We start from the raw sequence: 20924 nt of genomic DNA, 5'->3' as shown, positions 1-20924 counted from the left end.
GAGTCCGGTCATGTCGAGTGGAGTTGGTGTCATGGTGGCGCCCCGGGTCAATTGGCGAGGCTTCCTCAAAATCGGTGAGCTGAGCTGCCCTGTGGCACTCTACACCGGCGCATCCACCTCTGAGCGGGTGGCGTTCCACACGGTCACCAGATCAACCGGCAATCGCGTCAGACGGGAGTTCATCGACCCCGAAACCGAGGAGCCCGTCTCCAAAGAAGATCAGATCAAGGGGTACGAGATCGATGACCAAAACGTCGTTTTGCTTGAGCCGGAGGAGGTCGCGAAGGCGGTACCGGAGAGCAACAAGACGCTCGCTGTCGGCGCCTTCATCCAATGCAGCGATATCGACACGCTCTATTTCGACAAGCCGTACTATCTCGCGCCGTCCGGTCCGCTGGCGAACGAGGCCTTCGCCGTGGTGCGCGAAGCGATGCGCGAGATGAAGGTTGCCGCCTTGGCGCATGCGGTGCTGTTTCGGCGCTACCGCGGGGTGATGATACGAGCGCAGGGGCCTGGTCTCGTCGCGCACACGCTCAACATCGACTATGAGGTTCGATCAGCGAAGGAGGCGTTCGACGAAATCCCCGATTTGAAGATCGAAGGCGAAATGCTCGATCTGGCCAAGCACATTATCCAGACGAAGGCCGGCGAATTCGATCCGTCCCAGTTTAGCGACCGCTATGAGACTGCTCTAGCCGAATTGGTCAGGGCCAAGATCCAAGGGCGGGAGATTGCACGGCCCAAAGCTACTCCGGCGGCGAAAGTGGTCAACCTTCTGGAGGCTCTGCGGGCGAGCGCTGGTGTGTCGAAGCCGCGCACGAGGAGAGCCGCTCCCGGACGCAAGATGGCGCCTCCGGACCGGAAGGCGAGTTGAGGCAGCATGCCCAGACGGCGCGGCGGCTCTCGCGTTCAGGAGCGCTCCTCAAACAGCCGAAGCCCCGAATAGCCTCGTTCAAAGCGCGCGAGGGAGCAGAGATGGGCGAGATTTACGAGCTGAATAGGAAGCTGGACCTGTGACGGAACGAGTTGTCCTTCTGCAGGTTTAGATGACGCGCTCAGTCTTCTGGCAATGCGTCCTTACAAGGCCTCGAACATGAAAACGGAAAACAAGACTCCTCCAGTTGGTCAGCCTGGTCGATCGAGCGATAGCCGCCCGCGGCCAGGCACCGGTGTGCCCGAAGAGAAGGTGGCCAAGGGCGAAGAAAAGGGGGCGCGCCGGTCTGCCGACGACAGCCTCAAGCCATCAAGCACGCCGAGCGCGCTCGATCCGGGGCGGCCTGTCAAGAAATAGCCTGCGACGATGGCTGGCGGCAATCGTTTGCGGCCGTTCGGCAGATCCTAGGCGACAGCTGCGTCGTCTGCCGGACTGCCCGGCCTGTGACTGCAAGATACCAGTCGGTGAAGTCAGCGGGGCAAATATGAAGAATTCGCCTTCAGCCCCCCGCGCCGATCATCATCGGCTCTGCCGAATTGAATTTCGAGCCCAATCTTCGTTCGCTGCGCAGGACAAGTGTCCTGTTTCAAATGATCATAACCTGTCTCCGCCTGCGCGTCGCTATCACTACTGCCGTTATAGGAGGCGCTCGCTGGCGCGGCGTGCGCGAAGGCGCACGGACAATCTGAGATGCCGCCGCGCAGGAACGAAGGCGGGTATTCAGAGCGTGTGATCGGGGTGGTTCCGCAACCGGTGCAGGTATGCCGGCCTTTGCCGGTGAGGTCTTTTGCGCGCTTGGTAGAAGCTGCCACGACCGACGATGCAATTCGTCCCTCGTGGTTAGTCATCTCGTTTGGCGGCGATCGAGCCCGATAGGACCGGTGCACCACCTTGCCGGACCTCGCTGCCGCGCGTTGCTAGTTCTTCGACGTAGCGCCGCCGATTGGACGCGGTATTTTCCAGCGAGCGTTCGGTTAGCCAACGCGATACGATGCTGGCCGCACCGTAATGACCTCGACGGCACGTCCGCTGCTAAGCATCTGGCGCAACGCCTTGGTCGCTTGAGCGAGCCAAACCGAATAGTGGGTCGGCATCTCATCTCGGTCATGAGAAAGCGCCCATAATTCGAGGTATTCCGATTCGTCGTACCACGGTATTGCGACCGTGTACGGTTCGTCCTGGGGACGCATTTGGTGCCAATCCGGTCAGTCGCGGCATGGCGGCGACGATCGAGGGATGTCAGCAACCCAATCCAGGGAACTGGCTGAGGTGAGCAGACGCCCCGAGATTGGCCATGTCAACGAAAATCGGGAAGATATTGTGCTTACAATTACTAATTCTACTTCATATGAACATTTCGAAATCTGATGATGAGCGCATTGTTTAACGCTAAATTCTGCCGCAATAGGTGAAAGCATGCAGCATTATTATTCAGAAATCATCGCGAGCGCCAATCCGCCGACGCGTCATGGCAAACGGGCTTGCATGGTCGAGTTCATCGGCCGGGATGGCTGGGAGGTGTGGTGCTTTTACGAACAGGGCGGCGCGTTCGGTTATGTGGACCACTTGACCTCGCCCTGGGGCGACAAGATCGAACCGTGGAGGGTCGCGGACACCGATCCGCTAGTTGATCTTCGTCGTTGGAAACCGGCCGCGCCCACGACCCACTGAGCTTCCCAACGTCTGGTATAGCCCTGTCGGAGCGGGGAACGATACCGTGCCACACGTCAGCCCGCTTGACCGCGGCAGCAAGTTCGGCGCCGTGTCGGATCCGGCGGGCCCTGCATAAGATCGTGTCGTTGTTTACCCTCCATCATCTGGAGCCGGGACGCGCTTGTGGACGGCGGTTTGGCGCAACCAAGCTTCAATGGCCGACTTCAAGCCCTCTCGAACAGCTTCCTCGACCGAGCCGCGTTTGGCGTTCGCCAATTCGACGACTTGCCGTCTGGCTCGCTCATTTTCCTCCGGGCTGTAACTCGTGAGTTGAGGTGGTGGAGGACGAACGATCATCGAATGGCTCGGGCGGATTTTTCCGACAAACACGCTATCCGTCCCCGGTTCCATCGCATGTATCGCCTCAATGGACGTGTCAAACCGACGTGTCCGGTATTTCCTTCCGAGCTCAACATTTCAATCGACACAGCGGATGTTAGCCGACCAGGGCAACTGAGCGCATCCGGTGGCTTAGCGGTCGCAAGCTATACCTGGCACGAGATCGAGACCTCGCGCATCGTCGCCTTTCCCGGCTTCGGCAACAGCCTGAGGGCCGACTACAATGCCGGCACCGCCCAGGTCTTCGGCGAGCTCGGCTATCGCATCGATCTCGGCCGCGTCGCGCTCGAGCCCTTCGCCGGCCTCGCCTGTGTCAACCTGCACAGCGAAAACCGAACAGCGCCGCCAGCGTTCCGACTTGGCCCGCAAACGTACAGTCACGTCGGCAACCTGGCTCGGGCGGAGATAACCCAGGTTAAAGACAGCTCGCCCTCGAGATCCCAGTTTGACTTTGTCTAGCTTGGGAGGTGCCCGTGACCCTGGAGAATTGGTCGGAGAACAGGCTCCTGCGCGCCGCCTTCGGGGCCGCGGTGCCGGCCTGCGTAATGGACGCGGAACCGGTTGCCCTCAAGCCGATGGCGCGCCTGCCCGATTCCAGTGCCGAATGGATTTATTTCCCGCTAGACGCTCTTGTAGCGGTTCAACTCGGCGGCCGCGGTCACGCGTTCCAGGTCGGCCTGATCGACAATCGCGGCGGGGTCGGCCTGCATGGTCTCTTCGCCGAGGACTTTCCGACGCTGGAGACGCTGATTCTGAAAGGCGGCCCAGCGCTTCGCATCCGGCGTGGTTGCGCTTCTTTACGATGATGCCTTCGAGGCCCAGCGCGCGGGCCTGCTCGAGCAGTTCAGCGCCCGGGCGATCGATATCTTCGCTCAGGCTGATGCCCTGGACCTTCGCCTCGCCGAGCACACCCTCGAGGAGCGCGCGGCGCTCGTCGAGCCGCAGCTGGCGCAGGTCGTGGCCGTTGAGATAGAGCAGGTAGAAGGCATAGAGCGTCGCGGCGGCCGCTCGCAGCTTGCCGCCAGGGCCGCCGAGCGCCTTCTGCAGGGCGAAGAAATCGGCTCGGCCCTGGGCATCGAGCACGACAGCTTCGCCATCGATGATCGCGCTGTCGACGCCGAGCAGACCGGCAGCCTTCGCCACGGTCGGGAAGCGGTCGCTCCAGTCATGGCAGCCGCGTGTGATGATCCGGATCTTACCGCCGGGTTCGGCATGGACGGCGAGGCGATAGCCATCCCATTTCACCTCATAGGACCAGTCGGGCCCTTCCGGCGCCTGTGAGACTAGAAGCGCGAGGCTGGGCTCGATTCGCGTCGGCATCGGATCGAAGAGCAGGACTTGCTGGCCGCCGGCAGAACGGCGCGCGGCCGGCCCTTTCAAGGTCCCGTCACCAGGCCCCGACCGCAACACGCGACGCGCACACACCGACCGAACTCCCTACGCAACTGAGCCGCCAACGGCGCTGGCGCGGAATCGTTCCGCCAGGACTGGCCTGGCTCTTCAGGCGTCTGCTCTAAAGGTCGCTTGTATTAATTTGCCACACGCTCGCGCCGCATCCTCGAATGCAGTGCGGGCTTCGCTGGCTTCGATCTTCCCGTGTAGACAGCCGAGGCACGCTATTGCTGCGGTCTCCCAAGCTGCGCCACGCTCTTCCCATAGCGTCAGGAACTCAGCCGCCTTTTTCACATGAGAAACCGAATACGCGTGGCCGCTTTTGTCGCTCTCGACCATCACCGGCGGATCGAACCAATGCAGACGCATGTCAGCGCCCCCTTTGGTGCGGTCCTTGCGATGCAGCATTGAGGAAGCCCGAGATTGCTCGCGCCAACGCTTGCATCTCCAGCCAATGCGAGGAACCGCAAGCCGCGCCCTCCAGTTCTCGAAGTCGTTGTAGCGCGACGCGATACTCACGCGGTGTCGTGATGCGGATCTCGGGCGCGGCGGCGGCATAGTCTCGTTGAATGTGCATGACAGAGCCCCTTTGCAGCTCAGAGGCTAAGGGGGCGCGCAGCGGCGTTCATTAACATTGATCAAACTGCCGCAATGTACGGAAGCGAACCGGAACCTTGTCCTTCCTCAAGGATTTTCGGGTTGCGCGACGGCAATCGTCCGGAGAGCGTTCGCGCGGCTGGCCCGCTGCTTTGGCCCCCCATTTCGGAGCGGGCCAGCCTTATGACCACATCCTAGCCGGAGCCTGCTCCCTGATCAGCTTCGACTTCGAGACCGCCAACCGGCTGACGTCGGAAGAGCGACTGCTCGCGATCCGGAATGATCAACCGGATAATAATATTAACCGAATGCGCGAACCGCTTGGCGGCGCGCCGCTCCTGGCGGACACTGCCTTGAGACGAGGCGGGTTATCCGACACCTGCGGACCTCCTCGATCGTGGCCGATTTCGCGGCCCGCAGCCCAGCCGAAGCCCACCGGTGCCATTTGGAGCGCCAAATCGGGCCATTCTTCTACAATGAGAAGAATGTCCGATAATGCAAGATGTCGTTGAAAAAGTCGGCTTGGAGGGCGATCCCGGCACGTTTCGGATTTGGCCGGTCGGGTCTCGCCCTCTCACGCGTGCCTGAACTGCGGTCCGTTCGGCAGGAGCTTTGCGAGCTTCCTGAGGTTCTGGGCTGCTGCGGCGAGGTGGAACTCGTCTCTGGCGCCGTTTGGTCCGCGTAGTCGCAGCCGATCGAGCCTCAGGATGCGCTTGAGATGGGCGAAGAGCATCTCGACCTTCTTCCGCTCTCGCCGCGAGGTGACATAGGCGTCGGTCTCGGCGATGTCCCTGGCCATGTCGCGGGCGCCCTCGTGGATCGAACGCAGGAGCTTGCGAGCGAGCATGTTAGGTGAGCATTGCGGCTTCAGCAGGCAGGCGTCGCAGTCGAACTTGCTGGCGCGGTAGCGCATCATGCCCTCGCCATCGACGAGTGGCCGCTCGGTTCGATAGGTCTTCTGCCGCGGCCTGAGCTCCTTCCCGCTCGGGCAGGTGTAGAGATCGCGGGCGTGGTCATAGGTGAAGTCGGAGCGGCTGAAGGTGCCGTCGCTGCGCTGGGACTTGTCGAAGACCGGGATATGCGGCTCGATCCCACGCTCATGGACAAGCCAGGCGAGGTTCTCGGCCGAGCCATAGGCGCTGTCGGCGGCGAGCCTCGCCGGCCAGAGGCCGAAGCGCTCCTGCGCCCGGTCGAGCATGGTTCGGGCCGAGCCGACCTCGGCCTGCCGAATGGCGCGGCTGGCCTCGACATCGACGATGACGGCATGATCGAGGTCGATCAAATAGTTGGTCGCATAGGCGAAGAAGGCATGCCCCTTGAGGGCTCCGGTCCATTGCGCAGCGGGATCGGAACGCGAGACGAACTTCGGCTTGGCCTCGCTGGCTGCGCCCCAGGCGGCCTCGTCGAGCGTGTCGAGATACTCGCGCACCGAGCGACGCGTCCGGGCGAGATCGTCCCAGTCGACAGGCTCGGAGGCCTCTGCCGAGCGCTGCTTGTTCGCGTCGGCCTTGATCAAGCTGGCATCGACCGCGAAGCCTTCGCCGCCGACGAGCCCCTCCGCGATGCAGCGCCGGACGGTCGTCTCGAATAGCTCCCTCAAGAGATCGCTCTCGCGGAAGCGGCCATGCCGGTTCTTCGAAAAGGTCGAGTGATCGGGCACGTCGCCCTCGAGCCCGAGCCGACAGAACCAGCGATAGGCCAGGTTCAGATGCACCTCCTCGCACAGGCGCCGTTCGGAGCGGATGCCGAAGCAATAGCCGATCAGCAGCATCCGGATCATCAGTTCAGGATCGACCGAGGGCCGGCCGATCTCGCTATAGAACGGCCGCAGATGCGCGCGGATCTCCGAGAGATCGACGAAGCGGTCGATGGCGCGCACCCAATGACCGGCCGGCACGTGACGCTCCAAGCTGAACTCGTAGAACAGCGCCTCCTGCGCCACCTGCCGTTCGCCCATCATCGCCCCGCCCTCCGTAAGGACGACTGAATCAGGACTTCACGACCGCAGCAACGCCGACTTTTTCAACGACATCGCAACTTATCGGACGTTAGTGTGCGGTGATACAAATTGGGCAAGCTCTAGAAAGCGGCAAAAGGCATTTATCAATTGCATCTGCCGGGGGGTTTTGCACCCGGCCTCAAAAATCTCGGGTGACGAAATCAGGATTGCGAGACACTTTGCCCGCGAGATGGCCACGTTGAAACGGTTCGAACTGTATAGGAATTCCATACCGCGTGGCGCGTCGGCGTGGCTCGAGGTTGCGATCGAATAGATTGCGATTGGAGCTTCCTGCCCCTGAAATTTATCGACTGTCCCAACGCGGGCACCAGGAAGGCGCTGCTGGATCTCGAACACCTGCGCGTTATATGGCGTGATGATCACGATATCATCGATCGTGACTGGGCGTTCGGTTCCATCTCGATCGATCCAACGCGAATTGCTTCCTAGAATCGTCATCACGATCTGAGTGACGGCGCTAGCTTCTTCGATCGAGTAGCTCTTATTCCCAGAATGCGGGACACTAACATAGCGCAGCCCGGCGCCCCTGATTGGCCCATCAGACAAGACCAACTGCTTGTCGCAGCCCCCGACAGGATGGAGCTTGCCTTCGTAAAAAAGCTCGGAATCAAAGGCGCAGATCGACGGATTCATGCGCCAGGTCTCCGCGAGGAATAGCCCGCGATCAGGCTCCATCGTTTGTCTTCCGCCGAGGACATGTTCAAGAGACGACACGCCAGTTCCATCCGGGTGCGTGCCCTGTGTCGGCTGATCGAGCTGCTGCGGATCCCCCAACAGGACGAGGCGTTTGGCTGCATGAGAGACGGCGAGAACGTTTGCCAGTGACATCTGCGCCGCTTCGTCGACAACGAGGACGTCGAGCGCGTCCTGAGCCTCGCCTCTTGCCCAAAGAAAGCCCGTTGCGCCAGCCACTTTGCATCGGCCTGATGAAAGCGCATCGAAGACGCCCGCGTTATCCTTTGCAAAAATAAGCCGAGGGAGATCGTCCTCCTTCTCTTTGGCCTTTTGGACGCAACGAAGGTCCAGGCCTATCTCGACAGAGGCTTCGATAACCTTATCGAGCAGATTGCGAATGACCTTGTGACTATTGGCTGTAATTCCGACCTTGAGGCCTTGCTGCACGAACGTGCAGATCATGCGGGCCCCGGTGTGAGATTTTCCGGTTCCAGGCGGACCCTGGATCGGTAGAATGCCGCCTTCCAGATGGCGTGCAATACGAATGGCGGCTTCCAGCGTACTTTCCCCCGCGTTCTGAACGGGCTCATCACCAATCCGCGGCAACCTGCGCAAAAGAAGGTCGCGGGCAGCAAGGTATGGACCGTCGCTCGTGAGACCATGGTCCAGAACATGCTCGCCGATGCGAAGGAGGCATTCGGCTTGTTCCTTGGCGGGAATGATCTCATGAACAAATACCGCAGTCGGATGTTCGCCGGCGGTCTTGGCTGTCTTCTTGATGTCAATCGTTCGGCTTTCCGTGGAGATCGCAACGACCTCGCCGATCGTATCTCCCCCAGCCGCGCGAAGTTTCTTGTCGGCGCGGACATCCGTGTCTTGCTGAGGGAAGGCATATCGATGGGTTGGCACTCGGCCCGTAGTCGGGACATCGCCGATAAACGTCAGGCCCGAAAGCGCAGGCCTTTCGTCAAGCAACTCCTCGGCGCTGAGCTCACTCAGCCTAAAATACTCCCACCAGGTGGCTTTGTCCTCCCGGCGGTGCCAGTCAAGGATGTTGGCTAGAATCCAGTGCGCCTGCTGCTCTTCTGAGCGTTCTGCCGGATCAACCGGTAGGTCTGCGCTGAGCGCCACGACCAGCCGATTTACACGTTCCTGGCGTTCTGAAAGCTCCTCGCTCCCAGCATCCTGGCCGGGAGGAGGCCGAGGAACATCGGTCCCGCTCGCCAAAATGTCGGCCCGGAGCTTCTCCAGCCAGTTGCGAAGGGCCTCAGTCGATTTGCAGTCGTCTTGATTGTAACCCTGCACGGCAGCTTTATCGCCGTCCGATATCGAAACGCTGTCACCAAGCTCCAGGCCTGCCTGCAAACTGGCAAGCGCAAGATTGGCATCTTGCAGCGAGACGACGCGGTCATAGCCGTAGAATGCTTCGAGCCTCTTGATCGAATAGCTCTCGACGCTCGCGCGCACGGCGTTTCGAACGACGCTATAAAGGTCGACGAAGACAAGGCCGCGCAAGAGCGCGTCAATCTCATCTTCCTTGCTCGCATAACGACCCATCAAGCGCTTCAGCGCCGCAGGTTCGTAGGGCGCGTAATGATAGATGTGGAGTCCGGGGTAGGCTCTTTTCCGCTCGGTGACGAAATCGACAAAGTTCTCGAATGCGGCTTTCTCTTCGCCCCGGTTGAATGACCAATGAGCCTGATAAACAGGAGCGCCGGTTTCATCCCGATAATGGTAGCCGAATAGATACTCCAAGCCGTGTTCACCGACGAAGGGGTCCCCTTCGAGATCGAAAAAAATATCGCCTGCGTTCGGCTCTGGTAGAGCGCAGAGCCCAAATCCCAGCATCACAGGCAGAAATTCGTGCAACAACTCGCCGCTCTCCCGAGCTTGCGCTTGAATCAGAGCCTGCCTTTTGACTTTTTCATATGACTGAACCGCGCCGCGTTGAGGCTTCCAGCCGATTGGTGTTGGCAGGGCCGCAAGCGCCGCTAGCGTGTTGACACCGTTCTCGCGAAGTTCGGTGATCTGGTTGCGTGAGATCCCGGCCACAAATGACAGGTGGTCATCCGCACGGCGACGTTTGTCGCAGCTATCGTGCCAACGGCAGATATCGCAATGATCGATAGGCTCAGGATAGGTCTCAACATCCGTCGAGCCCGTGGTCGCGCGCTCGACCGCAGCCTTCGCTTTGCGAAAATACGCGGCGTAATCCGCGATCCGATATGATTGCGGCACGTGATCGGTCCACGGCACGACGACATACGCAAATTCCGGCTGGGCTTGCTGTGTGTCGCGGAGCAGCTCTGAATAGAGACAAAGCTGCAAAACGGTGCCACTCTTGGTCTCGCGGGCGAGCTTGGTATCGATAATCTCGTAAGACCATGCACCGAATACGCTTGGTGTCTCAACACGCCGCAGAATGTCGGCACGGCCCGACCAGCGGCCCTGTCGCAGCGCACCTTGGACGATGATGTCGTATCCGGCCTTCATCGCCTCGATCGTTGCGGAAACGCTTGCATCCGCAATCTCGACGCCCTCGATCGTCACTGCTTTCAGGCCGGCCGAATTCAGATGATCGATAAACGCCCGCTCGTGGCTGAATCCCCGCTCACGGAGAATCTCCAGCAGTGGGTCCCAATGGACAGGCTTCTCAAGTTCGCCGGCAGTGACCTTGATGTCGAGGGCGGTTAAATGCCCGCAGTTTAGATGACCGACTAGGTCGGTCGCGCTCAGGTGGATCTCTTCGTGGATCTTTCTCATCGTCCTGAGTTTTATCAATGAAATGCCGGGAGAGTCACCGGCAATGCTCGCTAAACGGGTACTTCATGCACTCGTATTTTCCCTCGCGGCATATCCAGGATGAGGCACGCCCGGGGGTCAGTTTCAAAAAGACCTATCCGTCACTGTGTGTGCTCGTGCCTTTTAAACCTCGATAACACAACTTGGATCGAAGCCGCGATTCTCTCGATCTCCATGAAGGCTTGGATAGCCAGCCTGGTTCGCAAAGATACGAGTTCTGCCAACTCGGTAGTCATGTGATCCGTGGTCGTGACCATGGATCCAGAGCTCCGGCTGGAAACTCTCGATCAGGTTGCCGAGATCCGAGACGAAGGCGGGTGAAAGCGCGCTTCCCTGACGGCGCGCCTGTACGGACCTTGGGTGTGGCGCGTGGTGGGTCACGACGACAGTAGGACCGTCGTGCTGGGTCGCGAGCTCGCTGCGAATAAACGCCAGGTCGAGTCTATGCTCCGCCGCAGCATGCCACGGCATGAATCGGCTGATGTGACCGTTCTCCTCACGGTACTTGATGAGGCGATGATCGTTTAGCTCCTGCCCAGCGAAGACCATTGAGGGCTTGGGCGTTCCAAGGAGCCGATAGTCCGTCCAAAGCGTGCAGCCGATGAAGCGGACTTGTCCGATGATCACCGTTCGACGATGCAGCAGGTGGATGCCTGCCTCGTCAGCCGGCTGTCCGGCTTCGGCCAGATTGCTCTGTAGTTCACTGGCATAAAACTCGTGATTTCCCGCGACGTAGACAATTGGCTTTTCCGACAGGGGGCCGGCCTGCCGTTGGCGGGACATCCATTTGATCGCGCCTAGGATCGGCTGACCGATGTCGCCGGCGAACACCGCGACATCATATTCCGGCATTGTTTGGGGAAACTCGAAAGGGCCGAATTCGAGATGTAGGTCGGAGACCGCTAGCAACCGCATACCACCCTCACCTTGCCAGATCGTCTGAGGGAGCACCAACGACCGCAGCTGACGTCGGAAATGGATTTGCACCTGCCATGACTGCTCGACCGGCAATCCACGCAAGCTTGAGATCTCCCGGGCGCAGGCCGGCCAAGGCTGCCTCCCGGAGATTGGCCCAGGTGATCTCACCTCCTTCAGTGATCCTGGTCAGGAGCGCCTCATCACTCTCGTCGATAAACGCGCTGAGGAGGTGCTTCAGCCCAGCGTCATCGCCCTGCATGACGGCCAATGGGGACCTCAGGACTTCCAAGAGCTCGTGTCGCGAGTATTTCCGTCGGATACTGACGTTGACGTGCGCCAGCCCGGAGTCGAGGGCCTGCTTTGGGGTGTGCACCAAAGGGATCGGCCCTAGCTTCCTCAGGGCGGCAATCTGTTCGAACAGTTCTGCAATAGCTCCAGGCGTGTCGGGCGTAAGCCCTTCTGCGAGGGCCAGCTCGAACTCGCCGATGCTCATTGCGAACAGGCCGGCGCGGCGCGGGCCCAGCACGTCAGCCTCGAGGCTGTCACCGACGAACAGGATCTGACCCGGTTCCAGGTTCAGTCGCTCGCACACCAGTTGGTAGATTTCGATCTGGGGCTTCATAATTCCGGCTTGGAATGACAGGACAAGCGCGTCCGGAACACGAGGCAAACAGCCCAGCAATGCGTGCTCGTAAGCTGAAGCAAGGTTGGAGCAGACACCGATCTTGAGCCCCAGCCTCCGCAGCGTATCCCAGACCTCATCCATTCCTGGCCTTTGTCGCGTCGAGGCGCATTCCGCTTCGAGATCGGCTTCGAGCTCGGCCATCCTCTCCTCGCTAGGGGAGTTCGCAAGGTCGCGGGCAAGTTCGCTCAGGCCGGTCCGCCGGGTAAGTGCCTTGGCCGCCCACCCTGACGAGGAACCGCCCGCCAGAAGCGCCTGAAATGGGCGGCGTCGATCCCTGATTTCAACGACGGTTCCGAAGCCATCGAAGCACACGGCCCGAATCACAGGCATTCCGTCGTGCCAAATCACGTTGCCCTCCGTGTAGGTCGCGAAATCACGGTCACTCTGATTCGGAGCGGTCTGGCAGAGCCCGGCGCCAGAAGCATAGCGGCAGACGGAGAGCTGATCGTCTAACGTTCTGCGTAGTCGATCGAGCAGCAAGCTCCATTAGACCGCCAGGCCTCGTGGTGCTCCGTCAGCCAGGCTCGCTCTTCATGGGCGTACCTGAGAAACTGTAGGGGCTCCCCCCGAAGACTCTCCAGATCACGGAGGACCGTCCCTCGATACGAGTCGTTGCCCGCCGTGGGAAGGCGACTAAAGGCATGACCGACACGGCGGCGTTCTCACGGGGATAGTATTCCACGCGCAGAATTATATCCACTATATAGTTTCAGGTGGGCGAAAGGTGAGCTTGAAGCACGCGCACCCGCGAGCCTGGTTAGACCCAAAAAAATTATGGGTGAGGTCGATATGAAATAACCCCAACAAGATCTGGACCTGCGATGAATATCGCTCCGTCAGACTCCAAAGCCTCTCTTAAACGAGAGATAAGCTTCCGCTTTGGAATGATAAATCCGTTTTCAAAATCGTTAATAGTCTTCCGCGATACGCTGGATCGTTGCCACAACCACGCTTGTGATACTCCCAAGGCCTCTCTCCCGGCCTTACAGAGATACCCTTGAATTACCGATGTCGGTGGGAGTGGTGCAAATGAGAGGTTAGGGAGAGGCGTAGGCCTGGAATCATTCAGGTGGAAAATTTTTATGGCCGTGATATAGTTCCAATCGACCGAGGCAGACAAGGTCTCCGGAACGGCCTTTACCGCTTCCTTTCGGGGTTTTGGCCGCGCGTGCGGCTTATCGGGAGTTTCCGATGCCATGTACAAACTCGTTAGGCGCCGCTTGAGCCGCGCGATCTGGACGATAGAAACTGCTGCGCTCAAGTTGATGCGACTCCGGCCCGCTGCCAGATCAAGTGAGCGCTGGTTCTCATAACCAGAGCCCACGTAAGCTGGAACGAATGGCCAGTGGCGCGATCGAGGTTCCAATAACCCGTGGGGGTACAGTGAACGCTGGGCGCGACACTGGCAAGCGGTCGCGAACATGAGTTGGCAGGCGGGTGGATTGCTCTGTCAGAGTCCACCGGAGGCATAAAATGCGTCAAAATTGCAAACCCGACCGAATCAGATCATTTTCCGGGCCCATGGCTCTTGGTTTCTCATGTGCGACCGAGCTTCCGAATGATACGGGGGATTAGCGCCGTCAGTGCGTTCTTACGTAAAACTGTGATCTCAGGTCGAGTCCGTGCAAAACCTCTAGTTTCTGGAGGCTACTCGAATGAAATTACGGCAAAATCCAGAAGAAGAACTCAAAAATTGGTTTCGACAACTCCTGTCGGTGCCGGTACCAGCGCCGGCGGCACCGCTGTGCGTCGAAAAGATTCGATACTGGAGAGCTGATCACCCACCGACAGCGTTGCCCGGTGAGCACATCGTCTCGCGGCACCCGGCACTCCGCGACGTTCTGCCCGAAATTACGGAATTACCCGTCTCTCGTTCGAAACCGGGTTGGGGCCGAGGCCGTCAGTGTCGTCTTCCGAGTTGGAAGGGCGGTCACGTGCTTCGCCTGTTTTCTACCTTAGAGCTCGATCACGCAATGAATTGCGAGCTCGATCCAGCGATCGAGCGCATCGTGGAGCAGCCCCTGAAACTCCGATATGAGAACAAAAGGGGATATACCCCAGACGCTTACGTCCTCGCGAGCGGACGTCCGGAAATTCGCGAGATTAAGCTTGAGCACGACGCCGCCGCTTCCGAGAATGAATCTCGCTGGCCGTTGATTGCGAAGGCATTTAACAGCATGGGGTTCGATTTCCGTGTTCTTACCCAGGCATCGATTAGATCACCGCAGAAATTTACCAACGTAAAGCGGATCTTCGCGCATCGACTAACGCCGGTGCCGTGTCGAAGCTCGCGGATTTATATTTGTGAATTTTTGGAAAGTTCCGGCGCTTGCTCATTTGAACACCTGAAGCAAAAATTCCCTAGCCTATCCTTCGAACAGGTTCTTGCTCTTGTACGTCACGGTTTCTTGAGCGTCGACTTAACGGGGCCAATCGACGAACACACGTCTTTTCTCCGGGGGCGACGAGCGCGGGACGGGCTCATTCGCGAGGAGCGGTTCGATGGCAATGCACTGCTTTGAGGAGGGCAAGCGCGTTCTCCTTCATGGAAAGCGGTATCGACTGCTCAATGCGGTGACCTTGGACGGTCGGGAGCATTGGCAGCTATGTCCACTAGGAGCTGCACCCCACCTTTGCATAATAGAGAGTCACCCGACTGAGGAACTGCACGCGTCCCACTATCGAGGTGACTTTGAGTTTGACGAGGAGTTGGATGGCGACACGCCGGCAAAGGCTGCTGAGAGATTGCGACGCCGAGCGCGGAAAATATCTGATCGCGATGAAAAGTCGCAGAAATATATGCGCTTTTTTCGAGACGTTATCCGTGAAGTTGCTGTGATTATGGGCGAAAGCGATTATACGTCGAATTCGATCCTCAGCGTTAGGATAGCTAAACCTTTACTCGCGGAAGTACTTCGTGACCTAGGCAACAAATACGGAATTGAACACTTCGGCGCTCCCAAAAATATTAGCCGGGCTCAATATTATAGGATGCGTAAGCGTCTCATCGAGGGAGGTTTTATCGATGATTTTGCGCCGAATTGGGGCGCGCGGGGAAACCGCCAGCAAATGCATCCACTTGTTAGCTCCGCGTTGGATGCAGCAATACAAGAACGGCTCGACGAGACAAGCCAAAGGGGGCGGCCGAAGGGTAGCCCAGCGTTTTCAACCCACTCGATCGAAACGAGATTATTGTCCAAGCTTGATACTTTACGGGAAGCATATCCTGCACTTGCTGAGAAATTCCGCTTACCCTCGCGCGTGACGATTCTCAAGCGGCTGAAATTGTTTCCACAGTACCGAATCGATGTCGCCCGCGAGGGTGTGACGCGAGCTCGAATGCTACATCGACGACCGCACGGGCATCAAGAGCCGGAAGCATGTCTGAGTTTGGTCCAATATGACGAAACGCGTCTTCCATTTTACTGCGTTTCACGCTGTGGCGGAATACCGTTAGGGCGCCCCTGGTTATCTTGGCTTCTCGACGTATATTGTGGGGGGTTTCTTGGCTTCTATCTGGGATTCGAACCTGCCGGAGACACGGTATTCGCAAGCGTATTAAGGCACGCATGCAATTTCAAATCTTACGTCTCTGAACAGTATCCAGGTTTCGCGGGGACGTACAAAATGGCGGGGCGCCCCCGCTTTATAACGTTTGACAACTCGCTCAGCGCCCACGGCACGACAATACAAACCATATTGGAAGACCTCGATATTCCATGGACCTTCAGCAAGCCGTGGGAGCCGTGGACAAAGGCGCATGTGGAAAGCTCATTCGATGTGTTTAACAGAGCGCTCTTGCAGGACATGCCGGGCTTTGTGCTTTCAAAGGAGATACCCAGTCGTGACTACGATCCGGGCAAGAATGCATGCATATCATTTGATCAGCTACTTTACATAATACACTGTTGGATCGTCGATTATCACGGAACGGCGCCAGCTTATCGCCCCGAGATTGGTTCGCCCAACCAACGCTGGGAGCATGGAACCCGACTAGTTAAACCAGAATTTCTACGAAAGGGTACCGACTTGGACGCCATGTTCGGCATTGTGAGGTCAGGCAGGCTCGATCACCGCGGAGTGAGATACGAAAATATCTATTATTATAGTGACGAGCTTCATTCTCTTCGACACCACCACGGCGCATCGTTGAACGTCTCGGTCAAAGTAAATCCCGCTGATTTATCGAAGGTGTACGTACGGCATGCGCGCGAGGACGCCTGGATTCGCTGCGATTCGCTAGAACCAGAGCGTACAAACGGGTTAAGTCTGTTCTGCCACGCGTTATTTCAGCGGCACGCTAAGAAACTCTTTGGTAATGTAGACCGAGAGGCATACGTGCGCGCAAGGCTTGATCTCGAGGAGAAGATCGCGGCATGGCGCCAGGAGGATCTTGGCGTTCAAGCGAATGCTCGCGTTGCCCGCGCCCTCGGATTCGGGACGCATTTGCTCCGCTATGAGGGATCTCAGCAGAAGGGATCGATGGAGCGTAGCGGATGCGATGGATCAAGCATAAAGCAAGATGGACCCGGGCTACGGAACGGCGGTGCGCGCGCTCAATCCGTCCGGGCAGCTGAGCCTTCGAGACAAGACCGTGTTGAACACACGATCGCCCAATTCGAGGTCTCTCGAATGCCCTTCTAAGAAGGAGAATTCCGATGCTTGTCGAGGAGGCCAGCGAACGACTGCTTCAGTTGGATAAAGTATTTATCATGCATCCAGCATACAGATCCGTGATGGAGAGTATCTGCTTCAAGTTAGAGGTGCGCAAAAATTTGAGTGAGAAGCCAAATTTCTTTGTTTCGGGGCCTTCCGGTATTGGAAAGTCAACGCTTAGAAAACACCTCATTTCTAAGTACCCGATACGCCGCAATGCACGAACGATTGAGCTGCCAATTGGAGGAAAGGCTGTCTGTGACGAGATACCAGTTATTGCCGTCTCTCTTAAAGGGCAACCGACGGTTATCGCCATGATTAGACAAATGTTGAGCAAGATTGGGGATCCATTATTTAAAAAGAAAGAGGGAAAGGAAGATTTAGAAGAGCGTCTGTTCCATCTGCTGAAGGTTTGCGGCGTGCGAATGGTCATAGTGGATGAGGCTCAGCTAATTGTAGATCGGGATGGCATCGTTCGACGGTTTGAAATCGCTGAGGCCCTAAAGGACTTGAGCGAGCGTGCTCAGGTAAGCGTTTGCTTGTTAGGGATGGGGCGGACGCGTGTAATTTTTGAACACGATAGCCAGATCGCCAGGCGTTGGGACGAAGAAATTCAGTTGCAGCCGTACGACTGGGGAGCGATCGATGAAGAGGATGCGAATGTAGAAAGCCGGCTAAACTTTTTGGCGCTACTTACTGTGTATCGGGCTAACATGCCGGTTCCGCTTGCAGACGAAATTGATGTCGAAGATCGCAGGACGGCTATGAAGTTCTTCTACGTAAGCCGCGGCATTATCGGCCTATTGAAGAAGCTGATCCTTGAGGCAACAGAAATCGCGTGCAGAGCGAATCGCAGCCGCATTGACAACGCAACCTTAAGCGAAGCGTTTTGTCGTGCCTTCATCAAAGAGCGACGCCGCGATGGCCTTGGTAATCCGTTCTCATCAGGATGGATCGAGCAATTGCCTCCACCGCTCCCCGACCACTCACAGTTGCTGCTTCCATCTAAGGGCCGACGCTCATCGCGGAATGACCGGCGACGCGCGGCCAACGGTGCATTGACGAAGGTCTGAGGCTCTTGACTCGCCTCGTAGTCCGAAGTCCGCCAAACGACAATGAGATTTTGCCACATTATATTCTACGGTTGAGCGAATTGAATCGGATGAGGAATAGTTCGAATCTCTTAGAATTGGCCGGAATGCCATCGAACTTCGTAACTACGCGATGTGATGTGTCGCGATTATCCAAGCTACTCGATGTCCCAAAATATATCCTTGAGAACCGGGCGACATGGCCGAGCGAAGGTGATCCGGAGCGATTGCGCTTCGGAAGTACCCCTATGGCGATGAGTCTTGTAAATTATTCCAGGCCTCGAATCTGCATACGGTGTGTGCGAGAGGGCCGGACTAAACCGGAGTGGGACGTCTTCGGAAACCTCGCCTGTCCCGATCATTTAGCTTATCTGGTCGACGAGTGCGGATGTCGGCTCCCGGCGACCTGGTTTCGCCGGGGGCCACTCAGGTGTAAATGCCGTCGGGAGCTTCAGGAGGACCTTGGTCGGCCGGAAGATGTCTTACTTCGCACGTCGCAGCTTTTTTCCGACCTTGCGCACGGGCGTCCTCCTGCACAAGATGCGGCGCCGATTGAAGGCGTCGAAGCGGCGGCGAAGCTGTTGCGTTTTTGTGCCGCGTTTGATCACGATCCCGGATGGCGCGCGACATATATAGGCAAGCCTTCAGCCAGGAACAGCAGGACGGCGATCCAGAAGGCATCGCCAATACTTTGGAGCTGGCCAGAAGGACTGAAGTGTTGGTTGGATCGACGTCGCTTGGCGAGCGAGGGCCAGGTTTCGCTGAATTTGGCTTACGGGAGACTTTATGAAAGCATGCGGTCTACTCTCGATAATCAGGGGCTTCGAAGAGTTCGGGCTGAAGTTAATTCATATTTTGGTGCCTGTCCCGAAGCTGTTTTTCTGAAGAATCGCGCTATGTCTGCTAATATAATGGGCTCTCGACAATCTTATGTGCTGACTCAGTGGGCGGCAAAGAGGCTAGGGGTATCTTCGAAGGCCGTTGCGCGTATGGTTGAAAGCGGACAATTGAAAGGGGAGCGTCGCGCGGGCAAGCGCCGAAGGCATTATCTCGTATCCGCGAATAGTGTAAACGAATTACATTCTCGCATGCGGGTCGCATTGGGGTTTAGGCAGGTCGCCGAAAGCTTAGGAATTAGACCAGAGGAGCTAACTAAATTGATGGAGGAGAGGGTTATAGCGCCCTTTTTCGTTCTTGGTACGCAATCATTGTTTGATTGTTGCGATGTGGAGAAGTTGGCCGCGAGATTGGCGAAGGTGGAATAAAAATTCCGATAGGGATCACTGCGCAATGAATACTGCCCTGTGAGTCCTGTGTCGCTCCCGGCTCATTGTAATTCATATGGCAGTCTTGCTGGAGAAATGTGCGGTGCACCGCTCTACGTCTGAAGGAGACGGAGATGAAGACGAGCCGTTCAGCGAATAGCGGATCATTGTGGTGCTGAAGAAGCATTAGCCGGTGTCACGGTAGAGGATATCTGCCGCAAGCACGGGACCGGCGACGCGACCTTTTACAACCGGCGCAATCGCTAGCGCATCGAAGTATCCGACGCACGTCGGCTTGACGTTGGACGACGATAACCGAAAGCTTAAGAATCTTTTGACGGAATCGAGCCTGGACGTCGCGACGCTGCGCGAAGGACTCGGAAAAAACGTCACAAGCCCCGATCGCGGAGAGCATCTATGAACTGGCGATCGAAGAGAAGACCTCCTGCAGCGTGGGGCCTGCGGTCTGATCAGGCTAGATCCCGAAGACCTATCGCTATGCCTCGCTACGATCAGACGATGTGAGATCCTTGAGCGGCTGAAGACCCTTGCGGGCCAGCGGAGCGCTTCGGCTACGGGCGCCTGCACGATCCACCTGCGGCGGGATGGATCGCGTCGAATCAAAACAAGGGAGGAGCGGCTGACGGTGGGCAGGCGTGCCGGGCGCAAGCGCGCTCGGGACACGGGCCGCCGATACCCATGCCGCAGGGGCCGACCTTGCGCTGGAGCGTCGACTTTGTCCCGGAGGCCAGCTCGTTGATGGTAGCCGCTTCCGCGTGCTGGTCATCGGCTGCGACTTTACGTGAGAGTGCTCAGTGCTCATCGTCGATACCTCGCTCTCCGGCCAGCGCTCTGTCCAGGACCTCGACGCACTCATCGCGCTTCGCGGCCGGCCACTTATGGTGGTCAGTGACAACGGCCCCGAGCTGACCACGCGCGCAATGCTGCGATGGCAGGAAGACAACCCGGGTCGAGTGGCGATGCATCACACCACGTGGGCCTATACAGAGCGGCTTCGTCGAGAGCCTGACTTCCGGGACGAATGCTGGGACGAGCGCATTTTCCGAAACTGCCGAGCGCTCGCCGGCTGATCGAGGAATGGAGAACGGACTACAAGGACCACCGGCATATTCGAGCCTGGGCCTTGAAGTTCCGAGTTCAGTCGGCGTTGGAGAAAGCACCTATCAAGTCGGAAAGCCTGAAGCTGGTCGTCATTGGAGCATAGCGCCGCGTGCTGTCGGTTCCAGAAGCTGGCGTCGCCTCGCCCAGGGGACTACTCCTCCGACGGCCGAAGCCCGCGAGGCCCGGGACACTCGACTTAGGTTTTGAACCCACTAAGAGAATGAGACGGGGAGTCTCATGATTTGATTTATGGCGCATACAGAATCTCATTTTTTGATTTATGAAAGATGAGACTGCTGCTTTCTCGCGCGGAGGTAAGATATTGACTTCATTGGAAGCGCAGTCGCGCCATTTGCTTTGTCGACCAGCTGGTCCGCGAACCAAATTGGCATTTCAACAAGCAGGGTAGGGGAGCTGGGCGAGCAACTCGTCCAGTCCTGGTCGCGCTTTACCGTCTTCGCGTGATGGTCAACAGCAGCGCGGCGCAGCAGTGCGATAGCGATGGCGCGTTTCAGGCTTTGGATCTGAACTGGCTTGGGCTGGCGTTCAGGGGCGCTTCATCGCCGGGCGCGCTCCCATGGCGGCCGCCTAAGCGGGCGCATTCATGTCGGCCAGGTGCAGTGAAGCCCAGGAACGCAAAAAGGGCCCGGCGTATTGCCGGGCCCTTTTGAGATTTGGTTGCGGGGGCAGGATTTGAACCTACGACCTTCAGGTT

Annotated in this window: 14 protein-coding genes and 2 pseudogenes; 10 read left to right on the top strand and 6 right to left on the bottom strand. The window is 58.0% G+C overall.

The features are described 5' to 3' along the window. The first annotated feature begins 31 nt into the window (after nt 1-31). The 4 genes from ku to EV560_RS36265 all read left to right on the top strand — a co-directional run bounded on the left by ku (nt 32) and on the right by EV560_RS36265 (nt 3792). Entirely contained in the window at nt 32-874 is an 843-nt protein-coding gene (gene ku, locus EV560_RS05540) for a non-homologous end joining protein Ku (protein ID WP_131854754.1), read from the top strand. A gap of 1476 nt (nt 875-2350) precedes the next feature. Continuing rightward, a complete protein-coding gene (locus tag EV560_RS05535) occupies nt 2351-2605 on the top strand; it encodes a hypothetical protein (RefSeq protein WP_131854753.1) in 255 nt (84 codons plus the stop codon). Nucleotides 2606-3001: 396 nt separating this feature from the next. After that, nucleotides 3002-3445, top strand: coding sequence for an autotransporter outer membrane beta-barrel domain-containing protein (locus tag EV560_RS36650; RefSeq protein WP_282568835.1), 444 nt, complete (start codon nt 3002-3004; stop codon nt 3443-3445). 14 nt (nt 3446-3459) lie between these two features. After that, nucleotides 3460-3792: a hypothetical protein gene (locus tag EV560_RS36265; protein WP_248311971.1), complete on the top strand. Its 333-nt coding sequence runs from the start codon at nt 3460-3462 to the stop codon at nt 3790-3792. 40 nt (nt 3793-3832) lie between these two features. Here EV560_RS36265 and EV560_RS36260 read toward each other — a convergent pair. Then, nucleotides 3833-4306 (bottom strand): annotated as a pseudogene (locus EV560_RS36260) (ATP-dependent DNA ligase); the annotation flags it as partial. A 180-nt stretch (nt 4307-4486) separates the two neighbouring features. Then, the gene (locus tag EV560_RS05520; RefSeq protein ID WP_165923341.1) at nt 4487-4786 is read right to left on the bottom strand and encodes a DUF982 domain-containing protein; all 300 of its coding nucleotides are present in this window, start codon (nt 4784-4786) and stop codon (nt 4487-4489) included. Nucleotides 4787-5163: 377 nt separating this feature from the next. Between EV560_RS05520 and EV560_RS36835 the strand changes: the two are divergent. Then, nucleotides 5164-5253: pseudogene (locus tag EV560_RS36835) on the top strand (DUF433 domain-containing protein); the annotation flags it as partial. A 296-nt stretch (nt 5254-5549) separates the two neighbouring features. Here the strand turns inward: EV560_RS36835 and EV560_RS05510 are convergent. The 4 genes from EV560_RS05510 to EV560_RS05495 form a co-directional block, all read right to left on the bottom strand. After that, entirely contained in the window at nt 5550-6935 is a 1386-nt protein-coding gene (locus tag EV560_RS05510) for an IS1182 family transposase (RefSeq protein WP_131854749.1), read from the bottom strand. Nucleotides 6936-7013: 78 nt separating this feature from the next. After that, the gene (locus tag EV560_RS05505) at nt 7014-10433 is read right to left on the bottom strand and encodes a TM0106 family RecB-like putative nuclease (protein ID WP_131854748.1); all 3420 of its coding nucleotides are present in this window, start codon (nt 10431-10433) and stop codon (nt 7014-7016) included. 162 nt (nt 10434-10595) lie between these two features. After that, nucleotides 10596-11387 carry a metallophosphoesterase gene (locus EV560_RS05500; RefSeq protein ID WP_131854747.1) on the bottom strand — a complete coding sequence of 264 codons (792 nt, stop codon included), beginning with the start codon at nt 11385-11387 and terminating at the stop codon, nt 10596-10598. A gap of 7 nt (nt 11388-11394) precedes the next feature. Further along, nucleotides 11395-12405: an HAD family hydrolase gene (locus EV560_RS05495; protein ID WP_282568844.1), complete on the bottom strand. Its 1011-nt coding sequence runs from the start codon at nt 12403-12405 to the stop codon at nt 11395-11397. A 1325-nt stretch (nt 12406-13730) separates the two neighbouring features. On the opposite strand from EV560_RS05495, the gene EV560_RS05490 reads away from it, so the two are divergent. The 5 genes from EV560_RS05490 to EV560_RS05475 all read left to right on the top strand — a co-directional run bounded on the left by EV560_RS05490 (nt 13731) and on the right by EV560_RS05475 (nt 20178). Further along, nucleotides 13731-14597 carry a TnsA endonuclease N-terminal domain-containing protein gene (locus tag EV560_RS05490; protein WP_131854745.1) on the top strand — a complete coding sequence of 289 codons (867 nt, stop codon included), beginning with the start codon at nt 13731-13733 and terminating at the stop codon, nt 14595-14597. After that, entirely contained in the window at nt 14578-16719 is a 2142-nt protein-coding gene (locus EV560_RS05485; protein ID WP_131854744.1) for a Mu transposase C-terminal domain-containing protein, read from the top strand. Before EV560_RS05490 ends, EV560_RS05485 begins: the two co-directional genes overlap by 20 nt. A gap of 14 nt (nt 16720-16733) precedes the next feature. Beyond that, nucleotides 16734-17804, top strand: a complete 1071-nt coding sequence (locus EV560_RS05480) for a TniB family NTP-binding protein (RefSeq protein WP_131854743.1) — start codon at nt 16734-16736, stop codon at nt 17802-17804. A 5-nt stretch (nt 17805-17809) separates the two neighbouring features. After that, nucleotides 17810-19087, top strand: coding sequence for a TniQ family protein (locus tag EV560_RS36830; protein ID WP_465246976.1), 1278 nt, complete (start codon nt 17810-17812; stop codon nt 19085-19087). 815 nt (nt 19088-19902) lie between these two features. Further along, on the top strand, nt 19903-20178 hold the full coding sequence (locus EV560_RS05475) for a hypothetical protein (RefSeq protein WP_131854742.1): 276 nt from the start codon (nt 19903-19905) through the stop codon (nt 20176-20178). The last annotated feature ends 746 nt before the right edge of the window (nt 20179-20924 follow it).

The sequence above is a fragment of the Allobosea sp. BK604 genome, assembly GCF_004341515.1.
Classification (GTDB): domain Bacteria; phylum Pseudomonadota; class Alphaproteobacteria; order Rhizobiales; family Beijerinckiaceae; genus Allobosea.
This window is presented reverse-complemented; position numbering and strand designations above follow the sequence as displayed.

Coding starts and splice junctions, on each gene's coding strand:
- ku (WP_131854754.1), top strand. CDS start 32: ATGGTGGCGCCCCGGGTCAATTGGCGAGGCTTCCTCAAAATCGGTGAG.
- EV560_RS05535 (WP_131854753.1), top strand. CDS start 2,351: ATGCAGCATTATTATTCAGAAATCATCGCGAGCGCCAATCCGCCGACG.
- EV560_RS36650 (WP_282568835.1), top strand. CDS start 3,002: ATGTATCGCCTCAATGGACGTGTCAAACCGACGTGTCCGGTATTTCCT.
- EV560_RS05520 (WP_165923341.1), bottom strand. CDS start 4,786: ATGCTGCATCGCAAGGACCGCACCAAAGGGGGCGCTGACATGCGTCTG.
- EV560_RS05510 (WP_131854749.1), bottom strand. CDS start 6,935: ATGATGGGCGAACGGCAGGTGGCGCAGGAGGCGCTGTTCTACGAGTTC.
- EV560_RS05505 (WP_131854748.1), bottom strand. CDS start 10,433: ATGAGAAAGATCCACGAAGAGATCCACCTGAGCGCGACCGACCTAGTC.
- EV560_RS05500 (WP_131854747.1), bottom strand. CDS start 11,387: ATGCGGTTGCTAGCGGTCTCCGACCTACATCTCGAATTCGGCCCTTTC.
- EV560_RS05495 (WP_282568844.1), bottom strand. CDS start 12,405: ATGCCTGTGATTCGGGCCGTGTGCTTCGATGGCTTCGGAACCGTCGTT.
- EV560_RS05490 (WP_131854745.1), top strand. CDS start 13,731: ATGAAATTACGGCAAAATCCAGAAGAAGAACTCAAAAATTGGTTTCGA.
- EV560_RS05485 (WP_131854744.1), top strand. CDS start 14,578: ATGGCAATGCACTGCTTTGAGGAGGGCAAGCGCGTTCTCCTTCATGGA.
- EV560_RS05480 (WP_131854743.1), top strand. CDS start 16,734: ATGCTTGTCGAGGAGGCCAGCGAACGACTGCTTCAGTTGGATAAAGTA.